Raw genomic sequence first — 18,648 nt, 5'->3', positions numbered from 1 at the left:
CACGGAATAATGCTTTCTTTTAGAGTTTTTTAGCAAAAAACAAGATCAGTTCCAGAAAATTTTTGAGCAAAAAAAACGGCTGAGATTTGATTCTCAGCCGTTTTTTTTATGTAATATGCTTATTTTATTCTTTATCGTAGACTAAACCAAAAAGTTTACCTTGTTCGAAAGTTTTTAAATCTTTTTTCAAGAATTTATGATTGCGTTTAGTAAGCTCTTTTGTGTCTAGTTTACTCAAATCTGGTTTTCCAGCATTTACCCAAGCAGTGTACCAAAAACTAGCAGTTACTGTAATTGCTTTTTTCATTTGATTTTCTACCATTCCGTTTAATTCTTGATGAAATCTCCCTGCATATTCATCAGAATACAACATACCTCCGTATTTGTTTTTTACAACTGCTCCATCGGAATCCGTAACATACATTTTATTTTCGGGAGTAGCTGTTCTTAGTTTTTTATCGGCTGCTAAAAGAGGCTCAACCAAACTATGTGTATCAGCCATTAATTCCCAAATTGCAACATCTACGTTTTCAAGATATTTTCCTTGTGGAACATTTAATTTATAATCTTTTACAAATAATTCTGGTAAACGACTTTCCCACAAAGAGTGTATTCCTTTTTGATTTGTATTTTGTCCGTCATGATTGTCAGAAGTGTGCAAAGGCATGTGTGCATCTGCAATATAATGACCCAAATCAGCAGCAATAAACAAAATTTCGTTCTTTCTTTTATCTTTGAAAGCCTTAGTTAATTTGGTCATCATATCTTGAATATGCCAAGGTAATATACCATTTTTGTCTAAAAATTTATCATCATATTTCTTCTTAGCTTCTTCCATGGTCTTTGGAAAAGTAGCAACATCACCAAAATTTTCCATATCAAAATAATGACGAGAAGGTTCCATTTTATCATTTAAAACATTTCTTCTCAAATCTGGAACAGTAGATTCTTGAGTGATATAATCGATATGATTATAGAAAAAAGTCTGCAATGGAGCAGGAAGCGCTAAAACTGCGGCTCTATTAATTCGTTCGTGACCGATAACTCCCCATGAAATTACTAAAAAAGCAACTACAAGAGTAGATAAAGTGATAAGCGTAGGCTTAATTTTAAAATTTTTCATTAAATTTAGTTTTTAGAATTACAAATGTATTTCTTTAAATTGTTATTTTATAAAATTGCCATTTAAGATTCTGTTAATACTAAAGGAAAACCACAAATATGTTTCGACATCAAGGAAAAAACAGAACTTTTATTCATAATCTTCGTTTAGCCGTATTATTATCCTTTGTCGCTGGTCTTGTAAATATTACCGGGGTTTTATCAATACACACTTTAACTACCAATGTTACTGGTCATTTTGCCTACTTTGCAGAAGAAATAATGAAGCAGGATTATAATGCTGCATTTACATTTTTGGTACTCACTTTATTTTTTTTATTTGGAGCCTTTACTTCTAACTTTTTATCTGAATTAATCGCTAAGAAAAATTCTCATTTGTCACATGTAATTCCAATTTCTCTCGAAATGATCATTTTATTAAGTATCGCATTTTTTGGATCGCAATCTCAATTATCAAATAATGAAGGAAAATGGATAGCCTTTTTGATGCTATTTGCTATGGGAATTCAAAATGCTATGGTTACAAAAATTTCGCAATCTACCGTTAGAACTACTCACCTTACAGGACTTTTTACTGATCTTGGAATAGAATTATCTCAATTATTTTTTTATAAAAAGCCAGAAGAAAATAAAAAACTAAAAACAAGTATTTTTCTTAGATTATCTATAATTATTTGTTTTTTTATTGGATGCGTTTCTGGTGGTTTTTTATATAATGTATTGCAATTAAAAACACTTCTCATAGCTGTTGTATTCCTTTTGATAGCTCTTTTATATGATTATATCAGAATGCAGTTTCATGTTATTAAACGTAAAACATTGCGACATAAAATTAACTGAAATACATAATTGAAACTAAAGCAGCAGTTGCAATAAAAATCCACAACAAAACACCCTGAATTAATGGTTTTACACCAACCGATTTTAGAACACTAAAGTTAAGACCTGCTCCAATTAAAAACAAAGTTATTGTTAATCCAATTTTAGCAATATTTACTAAATAAGGTGCTACAAGAGCTGTTTGCGGTACATAAGTATTCAATAGCATTGCAACAATAAACAGTCCAATAAAATACGGGATTTTTATTTTACTCGATTTATTTTTGAATAAAACCGATGTTAATAAAGCAACAGGAATAATCCATAATGCTCTAGCTAATTTTACCGTAGTTGCAATTTGCAAGGCTTCTGCTCCGTATTTATTTGCCGCTCCTACAACTGAACTCGTGTCGTGAATGGCTATGGCACACCACAAACCAAACTCTTGTTGGCTAAGATCTAACCAATGTCCAATTGCTGGAAATAAAAACAAAGCAATTGAATTCAGTATAAAAATTACTCCTAATGCAACGGAAGTTTGTTTCTCATCCGACTTAATTACGGGAGCAATCGCAGCAATGGCACTTCCACCACAAATAGCAGTTCCACAAGAAATTAGGTGAGAGGTTTTCTTTTCGATATTCAACCATTTTCCGATAAAGAAACCTAAAATTAAAGTACAAAATATTGATGCAACTGTAAAAATAAATCCTTCTTTACCAGCCGATAAAGCACTGTTAACGTTCATTCCGAAACCAAGTCCAACTACTGAAACTTGCAATAAAATGCTAGTCGCTTTATGATTGAGTTCTAAAAAAGGATGTCCTGAAAGATTAGCAACAACTAATCCCATCAATAAGGCAACGGGTGGAGAAATAAAACCGGAAAGACATAAAAGAGTTAATAGTCCGAAAATTATTTTTTGAAAAATTGGGCTAACTTTTAGAAAAGCAGCAGAATCTTTTTTAGGTGTTGTATTATGATTTTTCACAATGAAGTTTTTTAATTATTACGCTACAAAGGTCAGAAGTTTAAACAACATTCAATAATCACAAATAACAATCTACTATAACTCCAGGTTATAGTAACTGGAAATTATTTTTATAAATAAATCAGAAAGAGAATCATTTTTTCCTTGAAGAGTAATGATATAAAAATAGCGTTCTATAGTTAGATTTTTTACATCTAAAATAGTCAGTTCGTTATTTTTTAACTCTTTTTCAATAGCGTGAATGGATAAAAAAGCAACACAATCAGAGTTCAATAAATAGGACTTTATACTTTCAGTACTTCCCAATTGCATTTCAACATTCAAATCAGAAAATTTGAGTTCGATGGTTTTCAAAGCATATTCAATAACTTCAAGTGTTCCAGAACCTTGCTCCCGAATTAGAAAATTCATTTTCTTAAGATCTTCTTGAATCAATTCGTTTTTTTTTACAAGAGAATGAGAACTTTTGCAAACTAAGACTAATTCGTCTTTTAAAAACTGCCTATATTTTATAGACTTATTTTTAGATTGTCCTTCAACAATGCCTATTTCAATTTCTTTTTTTAATAAAGCGCTTTCTATTTGTTCCGTATTTCCATTGCGTAAATTGACTTTGATATTTTCCATTTTCTGATGAAAACGGGCTAAAAGTGGCGATATAATATATTGTGAAATTGTAGTACTCGCTCCTATTCGCAATAATCCATTACGTTCATTAATAAGCGAACTCATATCAAAATCTATTTCTCGATAAATTTCAAAAATATTCTTGGTGTGGTTTAACAATACTTCGCCAGCACTTGTTAATGAAATTTTAGAACCATTTCTTTCAAAAAGTTTAATTTCATATTGTTCTTCTAATTCCTGTATGTGTTTAGAAACTGCAGGTTGAGTTATAAATAATTCGGTTGCCGCTTTTGTAAAACTCAAACGACTCGCAACGATATAAAAAACTTTTAGTCTAAAATCCATAATCTACTACTTTAGTTTTATCAAAGTAAACCATTATATTTACGAGTAAACCATTCTGTGATCAATAGAATCAATATGAAAATTAACAGCCAAACCCAGTCAATCAATTGCGTTTTTGTACTATTATTTTTTTGGATGGCTTTATATTCTTTATTCTCTAAAAGCACTTTTATTAAAGTATCTACTTGATCTGGATAGTATTCATTTGCTTGGGTTTGTAGCGCTAGTTGCGACATTTTTTCAATATCGGGATTTACAAATTGCTTTTCGATATCAAAATCAAGAATTTCAAAATTACTAGAATAAGTACTATTAGAATTCAATTCTTTTACATTAAAACTATAGTTACCCGCTTTAAGACCGTCAAGATTCACTTTGTAATAATTATTACTTTTTAGTAAATCAAAGCTTTTGGTTTGTTTGGTTTTTGTATTAGTAACCGCAATGGTCAATCGAGCTTTTTCGTCAAACTCATAATTTTTATTAAAATACTGAGCTGTAATTTCAATAGCTTCGCCAAAATTATAAAATTGCTCATGTTCAACAACTAATGATTTTTTGCCCGTACTTGTTGCTAAAAACTGTATTATTTTATCAATAAAAACATCATATTTTTCGAATGATTGATTGTTGATGTGGGATTGTAAACGCCATTTCCAGCTGTTTTCGCCAAGAAGATAAGCGGTTCTCTTGCTCTGGTTTTCAGCAAAAGCTAATAAAGGACTATTCGTATCAATAGTTCTAATTTTAGACGAAAGAAGAACAGATAATGATCCGTTTACGGTAACGGATCCAAAAGCATTTTGCAAAGGAGGTAAATTTTCAAATCCAATATTATCAATTGCAAATAAATTAAACTGTGGGTTAAAGACCGATAAATAATCCTCTTTTTGTCCACTCATTTTAAAGTTGAGATTGTTTTGTTGCTGATTCAGAAAATTAAAATCCGTACTATTTCCAGTAATAATAAAGGTATTTATTCCAGCTACTTTGTTATTCTCAAATAAGGCTTTAAATTCTGTATTGGGTTGGTATAAAATTAAAACATTATAATCTTGTAATGATTTAATATCGTTAGGTTTAAGTATAGTTACTTTACGTTGTACATTAGTTTCGATCGCTCTTTTTAATGCTCCTAAATCTGGATGATTAATTGGTGAAACAATTGCGATATTCGTTTTTTGGTCAATAACTTCAACCGCAAAATTTTTGGTGTTATTATACGTATTTTTTTCTTTTTCTAAAGATGTAATAGTAGCTTTAAAAACTTGAATTCCTATTTTGTCAGCAGGTAAAAGAACACTAACAGTAGCCGTTTTTTTATAAGTTGTAAATGAAATTCGCTGCTTACTGAGTATTAAGTTTCCTTGTGAAATTACAAAATCAGCAGTAATGTTTTTTGTTCCTGAATAACTTAAAAATGCTTCAACAGGAAATTTATTTTTATGAAAGGCATATTTATTAACATTTAATTGATTGATTTTAATATCTAAAAATGTCGTTGTATCACCTACAATTATTGGGTACACTTTATTTTCAGTACCAAAACTATACACATAATCATTACCTGAAGTTTGATTTCCATCACTGATTAAAATCGTCGGATAATTGTTGTTTTTATAAATGCTTTTAAGGTTTTTGGCAACAACATCAATGTTAGTCTGCGTTCCTTTAAAAGTAAATTTATCTGATGGTTCAAAATCTTCTGAAAACTGATAGGATTGAACCTCAAATTTTTCTTGAATATCCTTATTCGAAATGATTTTTTTATATAATTGTTCAACTTCTTTATTCACATTCAAAAATGAAATGGAACTAGAATTATCAATCACGACAGGTAAAGGTGTTTTTACAATTTCTAATCTATTTTTGGTTATTATTGGATTAATAAGCAATAAAAAAATAGAAAAAATAGTTAAAAAACGTAAAAAAGCCAAAAACAAATTCACTTTAGATTTGTTTTTGGCTTTGTAGATATATTGAAAATAGGATAAACCGCTAGCTATTAATAAAGAAACCAGTAATAATAGTATTGCAGTTGTTGTCATATTTTATAGTATATAGAAATTCGTTTTCAATTTTGATTAAAAAAAACTAAAAACGAATCACTTTTTATTAAGTAAGCATTCCTCCACAAACGTTCATAACTTGACCCGTTACGTAACCGCTCATGTCTGAAGCGAAGAACAGACAAGCATTAGCTACATCTTCAGTAGTTCCGCCACGTTTTAACGGAATTCCATCTCTCCAACCTTTTACTACATCTTCGTTTAATTTTGCAGTCATTTCAGTTTCAATAAAACCTGGTGCAATTACATTACAACGAATGTTGCGCGATCCTAATTCTAATGCTACTGATTTAGAAAAACCAATAACTCCCGCCTTAGAAGCAGCATAATTTGTTTGTCCGGCATTTCCTTTTACTCCAACTACAGAACTCATATTAATGATAGATCCCGCACGTTTTTTAAGAAAAGTTTTCTGAATTGCTTTTGTCATGTTGAAAACTGATTTCAAGTTTACATCCATTACTTGGTCAAAATCTTGTTCAGACATACGCATTAACAAATTATCTTTGGTAATTCCGGCGTTGTTAATCAAAATATCTACTGTTCCAAACTCAGCATTAACCGCATCAACAAGCGTTTGCGCTTCATTAAAATCAGCTGCGTTAGATTGATACCCTTTCGCTTTAATTCCAAGTGCATTCAATTCATTTTCTAATGCCATAGCTGATTCTACAGATGAACTGTAAGTAAAAGCAATATTTGCTCCGTGTTTTGCAAAAACTTCTGCAATTCCTTTACCTATTCCACGACTTGCGCCTGTAATTATAGCTACTTTTCCTTCTAGTAATTTCATATTCAAAACTTATTTTAATTTTTATTTGAAGCTATTCCTGCTATCCGCTACAATCTTTTATTTTTTTAAACAAAAAAATAAAAGGATTTCCACTTCTATCAGGGCTATCTTATATCTGTCAAATATAGAATATTTACTTTTTTAAAAAAAATACAAAACCATATACATTAATAAAAATACTAGCTTTTAAATTTTAATAATTCGATTCACCCATTTATCCCAAAAATTAGCATAAATAGCGATTAATGTAAAAACAAATAAGAACAAATGATACCAAGCATTACTAATCAAATCTAAAAAGTTCAGCTTTCCATCTGCAAAGCTTAATATCAAAAGTACTTGAGCTCCATAAGGTAATATTCCTTGAATAACACAAGAAAAAATATCAAGTATAGTCGCGGTTTTCTTTGCACTCAAATTGTATTCATCATTAATTTCTTTTGCAATACTTCCTGTAATCACAATAGAAACGGTGTTATTAGCGATTGCTAAATTGGTTAATCCAACTAAAACACCAATTCCTGTCTGCGCCGATTTCTTACTCTTTATTCGCTTTTTAACTTGATATAAAACGTAATCAATTCCGCCCGCTTTATCAACCATCGCAGCTAAACCACCTGAAAGCATAGAAAGTAAGAATATTTCTGTCATACTGGTAAAACCTTCATATATTTTTTGGGTAAAAACCATAAGCGTAAAATTACCACCAAAATAACCTATAATTCCCGCTAACAATGTTCCTATAATTAACGTAGAAAACACATTAATTCCAGAAACTGCTAATACAATAACGAGTATATAGGGTATGATAGCAATCCAATTAAAATCAGTTTTAGGTATGGCAACGGAAACAATTTCTGAGTTTAAACCCAAATAGAAAAATACTGCAATTGTAATTATAGCAGCTGGAAAAGCAATAAATAAATTAATTTTAAACTTGTCTTTGAGTTTACAACCTAAAGATTGTGTTGCCGCAATAGTGGTGTCCGAAATCATAGAGAGATTGTCTCCTAACATAGAACCACCCAATAATGCACCCGAAATCAAAGGTAATGAAGCACCACTTTTATCCGCTAAACTCACTGCTATAGGACCAATTGCAACAATTGCCCCAACAGAAGTACCAGTCGCAGTAGATAAAAATGCGGCAATCAAAAAAATACCTAAAGGAAAATAAGCAACATCAATATTGTTTATTCCCAAATTTACAACAGCATCTACTCCACCAGTAGCTTTACTCACTACAGCAAAAGCACCCGCAAGTAAATATATAAGACACATCGTCATTATTTTACTTTCACCACAACCAGCAATCAGCGTATTCACTTTATCTTCTGTAGAAGATTTAAAAAGTAGGAAAGCCGCAACTATTCCAATTAAAACAGCAATTGGAGACGGGAAAGCATAAAAATCATCTAGCCAAATACCAACTCCTAAAAAAGTAGCAATAAAAATAAATAAAGGAATTAATGCGAATGGATTACCATTATTTTTACCTTGTTTAGTCATAATCATTTTTTAAATTAAAGGGTTATGACGAAAAACAAAAAAGCAAAACAGGAATAAAAAAACAACATTTTTTCCAAAGGATTTGGCTTATCGTTTTAGCACCTTGCTCGTTGTTGCAGGTTGCTATCTCTATTAAGAGATTCGTGATAACGGGGGCAAAAATAGTACTTATTTTTTTATATAAACAAATAAAAATACTATTTATGAATTTAAAACAAAAAAAAGACCTTACCAAAGTAAAGTCTTTCAATTGTATTAGTATAGAAATAACTTAAAAAGCTACATTCCATTTTGGCAATCTTCCATTTTCATCTAAGAAATTTTGTAAAACTTGTGCTTCTACAAATGTTGGAATTACTTTAGAATCATTATTAAAAGTCTCATACCAAACTACTTCAAGTGTGCTAATATCTTCTTTCTTCATTTGTGCTGGCCAAGAATATTTTCTTCCTGTTTTAGCGAATTGGTGTCCTTCGACTATTTTGTCATTCAAACCACCATTTTTAATTTTCAAAGTTCCGTCATTTTGAACAGTTCCAGTAGAACCAACCATAATTAACTCTTTTACTTCACCAACTGCATAAACTAAAAACACACCAGATCCTTCAGATGCATTGCAAACTTCTGCTAAACTATCTTCTGCTGTAAATGAAAACTGATTGGTAACTTTGAATTTTTCTAACTCCTTGTACATATATTATATTTTTATTTGAAATGGTCTTCCTAGATAAAACTCACAAAAATCTGAAAAGTTATCTAGACCATTCGTTTACATTTTTTATTTATCAAAAATAAATCTATTAAACACTATTTTTAATAAAGTGCAAAGGTATTCTTTAATTCCATTCAATAATAAAAAAGCCCCACAAAATGTGAGGCTTTTAATTTTTTTTATAAATATAAAAGATTATCCTAAAACTTCTTTTACTTTTTTACCAATTTCAGCTGGAGAATCTACTACGTGAATACCACATTCTCTCATAATTTGTTTTTTAGCTTCAGCCGTATCATCAGATCCACCAACAATTGCACCTGCATGTCCCATTGTACGTCCTGCTGGAGCAGTTACTCCTGCGATGAAACCTACAACTGGTTTACGGTTTCCATCAGCTTTAATCCAATGAGCAGCATCCGCTTCTAATTGTCCACCGATTTCACCAATCATTACGATACATTCTGTTTCTGGGTCATTCATCAATAACTCTACTGCTTCTTTTGTTGTAGTTCCAATGATTGGATCTCCACCAATTCCGATAGCAGTTGTGATTCCTAAACCTTGTTTTACTACTTGGTCAGCCGCTTCGTAAGTTAAAGTTCCTGATTTAGAAACAATACCAATAGTTCCTTTTTTGAAAACAAAACCTGGCATAATACCAACTTTAGCTTCACCTGGAGTAATAATTCCTGGACAGTTTGGACCTATTAATCTTGCATTTCTTTCTTTAACGTAACTGTTTGCTTTTATCATGTCAGCAACAGGAATTCCTTCTGTAATTGCAATAATTACTTTAATACCTGCATCTGCAGCTTCCATAATCGCATCAGCTGCAAAAGCTGGTGGAACGAAAATGATAGTTGTGTCAGCTCCTGCTTGTTCAACAGCATCTTTTACAGTATTAAAAACAGGTCTGTCTAAATGAGATGTTCCTCCTTTTCCTGGAGTTACACCACCAACAACATTAGTTCCGTACTCAATCATTTGAGAAGCATGGAAAGTCCCTTCACTTCCTGTAAAACCTTGAACAATTATTTTGGAATCTTTATTAACTAAAACACTCATGATATATTATTTTATGTAGTTTTTAAAATGGTTATGCAAAAGTATAAAATTGTAAGCACTAAACGGGTATCCCATATTCAGTTTTTTACCACTAAATTAGGATAATTGGCTCATTTGATACCCTCGATATAATTTATTGTCTTTAATTTGCCAAATCACAATAAAATGTGCCAGTAACATTTCTTCTCTAGGGTTCTCTATTGTTTTAACAAAATGAGAATAACGCACTGAAACCAAATCATTTTCGGCAATAATCTGATTGATGCGAACCTTAGATCGAACGTAAGCTTTACTTAAATCGTTAGATAAATTTAATAATGCTTCATAATTTAGCTCAATAAAACCTTTGCTACTGTTCCACTCGACTATAATATCGGGATGTAAAAAATCTTTTATAACTTCACTATCAATTAAAGCATCCGATTTGTAAAATTTCTCAACAATTTCTTTTGAAGACATATTACTTTATTTTTTTTAAAATTTCTGGAATTTTTTTAATATTAGCCAACTGTTTCAATTTCTCTCTTGACTCTTCTATTGGAGTACCAAAATAAGATTTTCCACCTTCAACTGATTTAGTTACTCCAGTTTGTCCCATGATAACAGCCTTTGCTCCTATCGTAATTCCGCTAGTGGTTCCTACTTGTCCCCAAATTGTCACTTCATCTTCAATAATAACACAGCCTGCAATTCCGGTTTGAGAAGCTATTAAACATTTTTTTCCTATCACAGTATCATGTCCTACATGCACTTGATTGTCAATTTTTGTTCCTTCACCAATAGTTGTATCTCCTGTTACTCCTTTATCAATGGTGCAAAGAGCTCCAATGCCTACATTATCTTGAATGACAACTCTTCCTCCAGAAAGCAACTGATCAAATCCTTCGGCTCTTTTTTTATAATAAAAAGCATCTGCACCTAAAACTGTTCCTGCATGAATTATAACATTATCACCAATTACAGTATGGTCATAAATAGAAACATTAGAATGTATTAAACAATTTTTACCAATAACTACATGATTTCCTATAAACGTATTTGGCTGAATAATAGTTCCTTCTCCTACAGTTGCAGAAGTAGCTAATGAGACATTTGAAAACTGAAAAGGCTTGAAATAATTTGTCAATTTATTAAAATCTCTGAACGGATCTTCAGAAATTAATAACGCTTTCCCTTCAGGACAGTCAACATTTTTATTAATTAAAATAATTGTAGCAGCCGAATTTAAAGCCTTATCATAATATTTTGGATGATCAACAAATACTATATCACCGCTGCCAACTACATGAATTTCGTTCATTCCAGTTACAGGGAAATTGGTATCACCAACATATTCACAACCGATAATAATAGCTATTTCTTCTAAAGAGTAAACTTTTGGAAATTTCATAATTTTTATTAGAAAATTAAAAAAAAATAGAAAATGTGAAATTTATCTAATTTTCACATTTTCTATTATCAAATTACTTACTCTTTTACGCGTTCCATGTAAGAACCAGAAGTAGTGTCTATTTTAATTTTATCCCCTTCATTGATAAACAAAGGAACATTTACTAGCGCTCCTGTTTCAACAGTTGCTGATTTAGTAGCGTTTGTTGCTGTATTTCCTTTAATTCCAGGCTCAGCATACGTAACTTCAAGTATAACAGAGGCTGGCATATCTACTGAAAGTGGTAAATCAGTTTCTGTATTAATGCTAATCATTACATTTTCTCCTTCTTTTAATAAACCTGGAGAATCTAAAATATTTTTATTTAATGTAATTTGCTCAAAAGTTTCAGTATTCATGAAATGAAATTCATCACCTTCTGGATATAAAAACTGAAATTTATGATTTTCAACTCGTACTTCATCAATTTTATGTCCAGCAGAAAAAGTATTATCTAATACTCTTCCGTTAGTTAAACTTCTTAGTTTTGTTCTAACAAAAGCAGGTCCTTTACCTGGTTTTACATGAAGAAATTCAACTATTTTATAGATGTCATTATTGAATTTAATGCACAATCCGTTTTTAATATCTGATGTAGATGCCATTTATATTTTACTTTTAGCTATTAGCGATTTATATTTTATTTATTTTTCTGACTACTACCAAATTGCTAATAGTCAAGAGTTTTTTTAGTAATTTCCAGAATATCCTTTCATCACACCTCGAGATGAATTTCTAATGAAATCAATAATTTCATCTCTTTCTGGTGTTGCTTCCATCTCCGCTTCGATAATTCCTAAAGCTTGAGTGGTATTGTAATTTTTTTGATATAAAATCCTGTATATACCTTGAATTTCTCTAATTTTCTCAGAAGAAAAACCACGTCTTCTTAATCCTACTGAATTAATACCTACGTAAGACAAAGGTTCTTTTGCGGCTTTAGTGTAAGGTGGCACATCTTTTCTTAAAAGTGATCCTCCAGAAATCATGGCATGATCACCTATGCTAATAAACTGATGCACTGCAGATAATCCACCAATAATAGCGTGATTCCCTACGGTTACATGTCCTCCTAAAAGTACTCCGTTTACAATTATAACATTGTGACCAATATGACAGTCATGAGCAATATGAGCTGTTGCCATTATAAGACAATTATCACCTATTGTAGTTTGACCCGATGCAATTGTTCCTCTATTGATGGTTACACATTCTCTAATAGTGCAATTATCACCAATAATTGCTAAGGAATCCTCGCCTCCAAATTTTAAATCCTGAGGAACTGCTGAAATAACCGCACCTGGGAATATATTGCAATTTTTTCCAATTCTCGCTCCTTCCATTATAGTAACATTTGATCCGATCCAAGTTCCATCTCCAATAACTACATTATTATGAATGGTTGTAAACGGCTCAATAACTACATTTTTGGCTATTTTTGCGCCTGGATGAACATAGGCTAGTGGTTGATTCATCAGCTATTTTTTAATTTTTTACTAGGTTAAAGCTACCTTTCATTTTTAATAAAATTAAAAGTAATTTTCTCCAAATCTATTGTTTTTTAGCAATTTGTGCCATTAATTCTGCTTCAGCAACTAATTTACCATTGGCATAAGCATTTGCTTGCATGTGGCAAATTCCTCTTCGAATCGGTGTTATCAAATCGCACTTAAATATCAAAGTATCACCAGGTAATACTTTTTGTTTGAATTTAACATTATCAATTTTCATGAAATATGTTAAATAATTTTCAGGATCTGGAACCGTACTTAAAACTAGAATTCCTCCTGTTTGAGCCATAGCTTCAACAATTAAAACACCTGGCATAACTGGAGCTTCTGGAAAATGACCAACAAAGAAATTTTCATTCATCGTTACATTTTTCATACCTACAACATGACTTTCAGACATTTCTATAATTCTATCAATTAACAAAAATGGAGGTCTATGAGGAAGAACAGCCATAATTTTATGAATGTCCATCAATGGTTCTAAATTTAAATCATAAACAGGAACATAATTTCTTTGTTCGATTTTTATGATTTTAGCCATTTTTTTAGCAAACTGTGTGTTCACAAAATGTCCTGGCTTATTGGCAATAACTTTACCTTGAATTTTTGTACCAATTAGAGCTAAATCTCCAACTACATCTAGTAATTTATGTCTTGCTGCCTCGTTTGGATAGTGCAAAGTAAGGTTGTCTAAAATTCCATTGGGCTTAACTGTCAATTCCTCTTTTCCAAAAGCAACTTTCAAGTTTTCCATAGTTGAGGCAGAAATATCCTTGTCAACATAAACAATGGCATTATTTAAATCCCCACCTTTAATAAGCCCTTTTTCTAATAATGATTCTAATTCATGTAGAAAACTAAAGGTTCTTGATTGAGAAATTTCTGTTTTAAAATCGGCAATGCTTTTCATGTTTGCATTTTGAGTACCTAAAATTTTAGTCCCAAAATCTACCATAGCTGTTACGCAATAATGATCACTTGGCATAACCAAAATCTCACTTCCAGATTCTTCATCTGTAAAAGAAATAACTTCTTTTACTACGTATACATTTCTTTTTGAATTTTGCTCTTCTACTCCAGCAGTTTCTATAGCTTCTACAAAATATTTTGAAGAACCATCCATAATAGGAAGTTCTGAAGCATTCAATTCGATAATAACATTGTCTAAATCGCAACCAACTAAAGCTGCCAAAACATGTTCTGGAGTTTGAATTTTCACTCCACGTTTTTCTAAATTTGTCCCTCTTTCAGTGTTTACAACATAATTTGCATCTGCCTCAATAATAGGATGTCCTTCCAGATCTACTCGAACAAAAGTAAAACCATTATTCACGGGAGCAGGTTTAAAAGTCATTTTTACTTCTTTACCGGTATGCAGTCCAACTCCTGTTAATGAGATTTCTGTTTTGATGGTCTTCTGTTTAACCATTGTTTCCATTTTTTTGGTTTAATATTTGTTTCTTTAATTCTTTTATTTCTGCAACAATTTTAGGTAAGTTCTTAAAATGAACATACGATTTACTAAAATCATTGTATCCAAATGCAGGGCTTCCTTGCAAAATTTCGTTGTCTTTTATGTTTCTTCCAACACCAGATTGGGCCTGAATTCTAACATTATCACCAATGTGTAAATGTCCTGAAATTCCGACTTGGCCACCAATCATTCCGTTCTTTCCAATTTTAGTAGAACCTGCAACACCAGTTTGTGCAGCAATTACAGTATTCTCCCCTATTTCTACATTATGAGCAATTTGAATTTGATTATCCAATTTTACTCCTTTTCTAATGATAGTAGATCCCATTGTCGCTCTATCAATCGTCGTACAAGAACCAATATCTACATTATCTTCTATTATTACATTTCCTATTTGAGGAATCGTGGTATAAGTTCCATCAGGATTTGGTGCAAAACCAAAACCATCCGAACCTATAATAGCTCCGGAATGAATTGTACAATTGTTACCTATATTAGTTTCAGAATAAATTTTTGCGCCAGCAAATAATTTTACATTATCGCCTATAACAACATTATCGCCTATAAAACAATTGGGATATATTTTTACGTTGGTACCTATAATAACATTTTCTCCTACATAACTAAAACTGCCCAAATATAGGTTTTCTCCATGTATTACACTCGAAGAAAGAAAGGAATGTTGTTCTATACCGTTTTTATTTTGCTTTACTTCATTATAAAATTCTAATAATTTAGAAAAAGCAGCATACGCATCTGGTACTTTTATCAATGTTGTATCTAAATTTGCCTCTGGAACAAAGCTATCATTAACAATTGTTACTGAGGCTTTTGTAGAGTATATATAATGAAGATATTTAGGATTTGACAAAAAAGTCAGTGATCCCTCTGCTCCATCTTCGATTTTTGACAATCTAAAAACTTCGGCCATTGGATTCCCAATAACTTCTCCTTCTAAAATCCCTGCTATTTGTTCTGCTGTAAATTTCATTGCGACAAAAATATAAAAAATAGATTTTAAATGGTGTTTTTATAACAGTTGTTTTGGAAAACAGATGTAATATTTGGTCACCGATTTAGATAATGATTTTAAATTCAGCTGATCGGAAGATTCAATTACATCCTCAACAGTATTATCTTTTTTCAAAATACGTATAGGATCTGCTTCTTTACTGTAAGCTTGATTTTTTATTTTTCCTTTAAAGATAAAATAATTAGCATCTGTGACAGAAATATTATTCTGTAACGCAAAACGCTCTTTCAATGGCTGTAAATCTTCAATTGCTACTTTTTCACTTGTTAATTTAATTTTTAATAAATCTCTATTAACAATCATTTTACTCAAGGTGGATAAAATAAAATCATCATTTTTTTGCCAAGATTTTAAAGCTCCAATAATATCAAAATCGTCTAATTGAGCAAATAAATCTAATTTTTCAGCATCAAAAGTTTCTATTGTAACTTTATTTTGCATAAAAAATAATAGAGGTTCGCTGCAGGGTAATGGAACTCCTTTTAATGTTAATTCTTTGGCTCGCTTTAGTATTCTCATCAAAATTAATTCGGCCACTAAACTCGTTTTATGCAAATACGCTTGCCAATACATCAAACGTCGTGACATTAAAAACTTCTCTACCGAATAGATTCCCTTTTCTTCGATAACTAAATAGTCATCAACAACATTCATCATCTGAATTAATCGTTCTGAATTCACATTCCCTTCAGCAACACCCGAATAATAGCTATCGCGTTTCAAATAATCCATTCGATCCATGTCGAGTTGACTCGAAATCAACTGAAGCATAAATTTACGATCATACTCTCCTTTAAATACTTGAATAGCCAAATCTAGCTTACCATTAAACTCAACGTTTAATTGGTTCATAAATAACAATGATATTTCTTCATGATGTACCTCTTCTACAATACTTTTTTCCATAGCATGAGAAAAAGGTCCGTGACCAATGTCGTGCAGTAAAATAGCAATGTACAAAGCGTTTTCCTCTTCATTTGAAATAACAACTCCTTTAAATCGAAGTACATCAACCGCTTTTTGCATCAAATGCATACAGCCTAAAGCGTGATGAAAACGAGTATGATTAGCTCCTGGATAGACTAAGTAGGACAATCCCATTTGTGATATACGACGCAAACGCTGAAAATAAGGATGCTGAATTAAATCGTAAATTAAAGCATTGGGAATGGTAATAAAACCATAAATAGGATCATTAAATATTTTAAGCTTATTGATTTGACTCACTATAAGTTATTTTTTAGGTCAACAAATATACGGAAATTTAGATCTTAAATAAGAAATCCAAATGAACCCCATTTTGAGTTTAAAATTACAAATGTATTTTAAACCATACTCACTTGATTAGAGCAGTTTTATAATTTTTAATTTCAACTCAATCTATAGAACAAAAATAAAATGTTAAAAAATTAACACAAATTTAAGTTCGTTTAGTTCGCAAATATACGAACTAACTCTACTTTTGCAAAAAAAAATTATGGAAACAATACAAAAAGAACGCGAAGAACTGATCGAAATGTTCGGAAATCATTTTGAATTATTATATAATTTACCACCTCTAGGTTCTAGAATTCTAGGATTATTAATAATTGATGGATGTAAAACAGGTTTAACATTTGAGGAAATTGTAGCAAAAATGAAAGCTAGTAAAAGTTCTGTTTCTACAAATTTGAATTTGCTATCAAAAATGGGAAAAATTACCTACTACACAGTTTCAGGTGATCGAAAAAAATATTTTAAGCCTTCACCCTTCAGTGAAAGATTAGCAAATTACATCAAATTAGTAGATTTTGAAAAGACCATTTTAGATCGACTCATTCATTATCGTGAGCAAACCATTTCCTGTTCAGAAGAACAATACAATATGGAAGACATCAAAGCTTACAAAACACACGTTTGTGAGGTAGAAGAACTTTTGATAAAGACCATTGAAAAATTTAAAATAATAGAAAAGAATAATCACTAAATATAAATCCCAAACTCAAGAATAAAAATGAAAAAAAATTCAATATTAACTCTATTTGTAGTACTAATTTTAGCCTCTTGCGGTAAAAAAGAAGAGCAGCAAATGCCAGCTCCAACAGCTGCGCCTTTTCCAGTTCAAACAATTACAAAGCAAGATGCTGTTGTTTACCAAGAATATACCGCTAATCTTGAAGGCCAACAAAACGTAGAAATCCGTCCTAAAGTAACTGGATTTATTCAAAAAATATATGTTGATGAAGGACAAGTAGTACGAAAAGGACAACTACTCTTCAAACTAGAAACACAAACGTTAAACCAAGATGCTTCTGCCGCCAAAGCAATGGTACAAGCCGCTCAGGTTGAAGTTGATAGACTAAAACCTCTAGTAGATCGCAAAATTATCAGTAATGTTCAATTGGAAACGGCTAAAGCAAAATTGGCTCAAGCCAAAAGTGCTTATGGTAGTATTGCTTCAAATATTGGTTTTGGAACAATCGTTTCTCCTGTAAATGGAGTAATTGGTAGTTTGCCTTTCCGTGAAGGAAGTTTGGTGAATTCAACGAGTGAAATGCCATTAACTACAGTGTCTGATACCAAAATGATACGTGCTTACTTTTCAATGAATGAAAAGCAATTACTTTTCTTCAATAAAACTTTTAAAGGGGCTACAACTGCTGAAAAACTAAAATCAGTTCCAGAAGTTTCTTTACTTTTAGTGGACAATTCAGAATACGACCAAAAAGGTAAAGTTGTCACTATGAACGGCTTAGTAAACCCAACAACGGGAACCACTCAATTTAGAGCTGAATTCAAAAATCCTGAAGGTCTTTTAAGAAGTGGAAATAGTGGAATCATTCGTTTGCCAATAATCCAGAAAGACGTTGTTGTAGTACCCCAAAATGCTGTTTTTGAAGTGCAAGGAAAACAAATGATTTTTGTTGTAGGTCAAGGAAATAAAGTACAATCAAAAATTATTACAACAAACGGAACGTCAGACTTGAACTTTATTGTTACCGATGGACTTTCTGAAGGTGACGTAATAGTTGTTGAAGGTGCCTCAAAATTGAAAAATGATACAGAAATTATTCCACAACAAATTGATAAAACGAATTCAGAAACTGTAGCTCCAACGGATAAAGAAATAGTAAAAACAAATGCTGCTGCAGCTAAAAAATAATATT

Annotated in this window: 18 protein-coding genes and 1 riboswitch; of the genes, 3 read left to right on the top strand and 15 right to left on the bottom strand. The window is 31.3% G+C overall.

Translation table 11 applies throughout. From position 1 onward, the window contains the following. Positions 1-124: 124 nt before the first annotated feature. On the bottom strand, positions 125-1,123 hold the full coding sequence (locus MW871_RS12125) for a zinc dependent phospholipase C family protein (RefSeq protein ID WP_188051006.1): 999 nt from the start codon (positions 1,121-1,123) through the stop codon (positions 125-127). A gap of 98 nt (positions 1,124-1,221) precedes the next feature. Between MW871_RS12125 and MW871_RS12120 the strand changes: the two genes are divergently transcribed. Then, entirely contained in the window at positions 1,222-1,962 is a 741-nt protein-coding gene (locus MW871_RS12120; RefSeq protein ID WP_188051007.1) for a YoaK family protein, read from the top strand. Here the strand turns inward: MW871_RS12120 and MW871_RS12115 are convergent. The 14 genes from MW871_RS12115 to MW871_RS12050 form a co-directional block, all read right to left on the bottom strand. Continuing rightward, a complete protein-coding gene (locus MW871_RS12115) occupies positions 1,955-2,932 on the bottom strand; it encodes a YeiH family protein (RefSeq protein ID WP_427854653.1) in 978 nt (325 codons plus the stop codon). The genes MW871_RS12120 and MW871_RS12115 overlap by 8 nt on opposite strands. Positions 2,933-3,007: 75 nt before the next feature. Beyond that, positions 3,008-3,904: a LysR substrate-binding domain-containing protein gene (locus MW871_RS12110; RefSeq protein WP_248428776.1), complete on the bottom strand. Its 897-nt coding sequence runs from the start codon at positions 3,902-3,904 to the stop codon at positions 3,008-3,010. Between the two features lie 20 nt (positions 3,905-3,924). Then, entirely contained in the window at positions 3,925-5,952 is a 2,028-nt protein-coding gene (locus MW871_RS12105; RefSeq protein ID WP_248428775.1) for a hypothetical protein, read from the bottom strand. Positions 5,953-6,019: 67 nt separating this feature from the next. Next, positions 6,020-6,766, bottom strand: coding sequence for a 3-oxoacyl-[acyl-carrier-protein] reductase (gene fabG, locus MW871_RS12100; protein ID WP_188051010.1), 747 nt, complete (start codon positions 6,764-6,766; stop codon positions 6,020-6,022). Positions 6,767-6,952: 186 nt separating this feature from the next. Further along, positions 6,953-8,275: a Na+/H+ antiporter NhaC family protein gene (locus tag MW871_RS12095; RefSeq protein WP_248428773.1), complete on the bottom strand. Its 1,323-nt coding sequence runs from the start codon at positions 8,273-8,275 to the stop codon at positions 6,953-6,955. 57 nt (positions 8,276-8,332) lie between these two features. Continuing rightward, positions 8,333-8,430, bottom strand: a riboswitch (SAM-I-IV-variant riboswitch). A gap of 116 nt (positions 8,431-8,546) precedes the next feature. After that, positions 8,547-8,969, bottom strand: coding sequence for a hypothetical protein (locus MW871_RS12090; RefSeq protein ID WP_248428772.1), 423 nt, complete (start codon positions 8,967-8,969; stop codon positions 8,547-8,549). 213 nt (positions 8,970-9,182) lie between these two features. Beyond that, on the bottom strand, positions 9,183-10,055 hold the full coding sequence (gene sucD, locus MW871_RS12085; protein ID WP_188051013.1) for a succinate--CoA ligase subunit alpha: 873 nt from the start codon (positions 10,053-10,055) through the stop codon (positions 9,183-9,185). A 96-nt stretch (positions 10,056-10,151) separates the two neighbouring features. After that, positions 10,152-10,514 carry a nuclear transport factor 2-like protein gene (locus tag MW871_RS12080; RefSeq protein WP_188051014.1) on the bottom strand — a complete coding sequence of 121 codons (363 nt, stop codon included), beginning with the start codon at positions 10,512-10,514 and terminating at the stop codon, positions 10,152-10,154. Between the two features lies 1 nt (position 10,515). Continuing rightward, positions 10,516-11,445 carry a UDP-3-O-(3-hydroxymyristoyl)glucosamine N-acyltransferase gene (locus MW871_RS12075; protein ID WP_248428771.1) on the bottom strand — a complete coding sequence of 310 codons (930 nt, stop codon included), beginning with the start codon at positions 11,443-11,445 and terminating at the stop codon, positions 10,516-10,518. Between the two features lie 77 nt (positions 11,446-11,522). Continuing rightward, entirely contained in the window at positions 11,523-12,089 is a 567-nt protein-coding gene (gene efp / locus MW871_RS12070; RefSeq protein WP_188051016.1) for an elongation factor P, read from the bottom strand. 84 nt (positions 12,090-12,173) lie between these two features. Continuing rightward, on the bottom strand, positions 12,174-12,959 hold the full coding sequence (lpxA, locus tag MW871_RS12065) for an acyl-ACP--UDP-N-acetylglucosamine O-acyltransferase (protein WP_188051017.1): 786 nt from the start codon (positions 12,957-12,959) through the stop codon (positions 12,174-12,176). A gap of 76 nt (positions 12,960-13,035) precedes the next feature. Then, positions 13,036-14,424, bottom strand: a complete 1,389-nt coding sequence (locus MW871_RS12060; RefSeq protein ID WP_188051080.1) for a bifunctional UDP-3-O-[3-hydroxymyristoyl] N-acetylglucosamine deacetylase/3-hydroxyacyl-ACP dehydratase — start codon at positions 14,422-14,424, stop codon at positions 13,036-13,038. Beyond that, positions 14,417-15,460, bottom strand: coding sequence for a UDP-3-O-(3-hydroxymyristoyl)glucosamine N-acyltransferase (gene lpxD, locus MW871_RS12055; protein WP_188051018.1), 1,044 nt, complete (start codon positions 15,458-15,460; stop codon positions 14,417-14,419). The genes MW871_RS12060 and lpxD overlap by 8 nt, the downstream gene beginning before the upstream one ends. A 39-nt stretch (positions 15,461-15,499) precedes the next feature. Continuing rightward, the gene (locus tag MW871_RS12050) at positions 15,500-16,729 is read right to left on the bottom strand and encodes an HD domain-containing protein (RefSeq protein WP_248428770.1); all 1,230 of its coding nucleotides are present in this window, start codon (positions 16,727-16,729) and stop codon (positions 15,500-15,502) included. 250 nt (positions 16,730-16,979) lie between these two features. Here MW871_RS12050 and MW871_RS12045 point away from each other — a divergent pair, with 250 nt between their 5' ends. Next, on the top strand, positions 16,980-17,468 hold the full coding sequence (locus MW871_RS12045) for a GbsR/MarR family transcriptional regulator (RefSeq protein WP_188051020.1): 489 nt from the start codon (positions 16,980-16,982) through the stop codon (positions 17,466-17,468). Positions 17,469-17,495: 27 nt separating this feature from the next. Next, positions 17,496-18,644, top strand: coding sequence for an efflux RND transporter periplasmic adaptor subunit (locus MW871_RS12040; protein WP_248428769.1), 1,149 nt, complete (start codon positions 17,496-17,498; stop codon positions 18,642-18,644). Positions 18,645-18,648 lie beyond the last annotated feature (4 nt).

It is taken from the genome of Flavobacterium pygoscelis (assembly GCF_023162025.1).
Classification (GTDB): Bacteria; Bacteroidota; Bacteroidia; order Flavobacteriales; family Flavobacteriaceae; genus Flavobacterium; species Flavobacterium pygoscelis.
The sequence above is the reverse complement of the archived record's forward strand: the minus strand, read 5'-3'. Positions and strand labels throughout refer to the sequence as shown.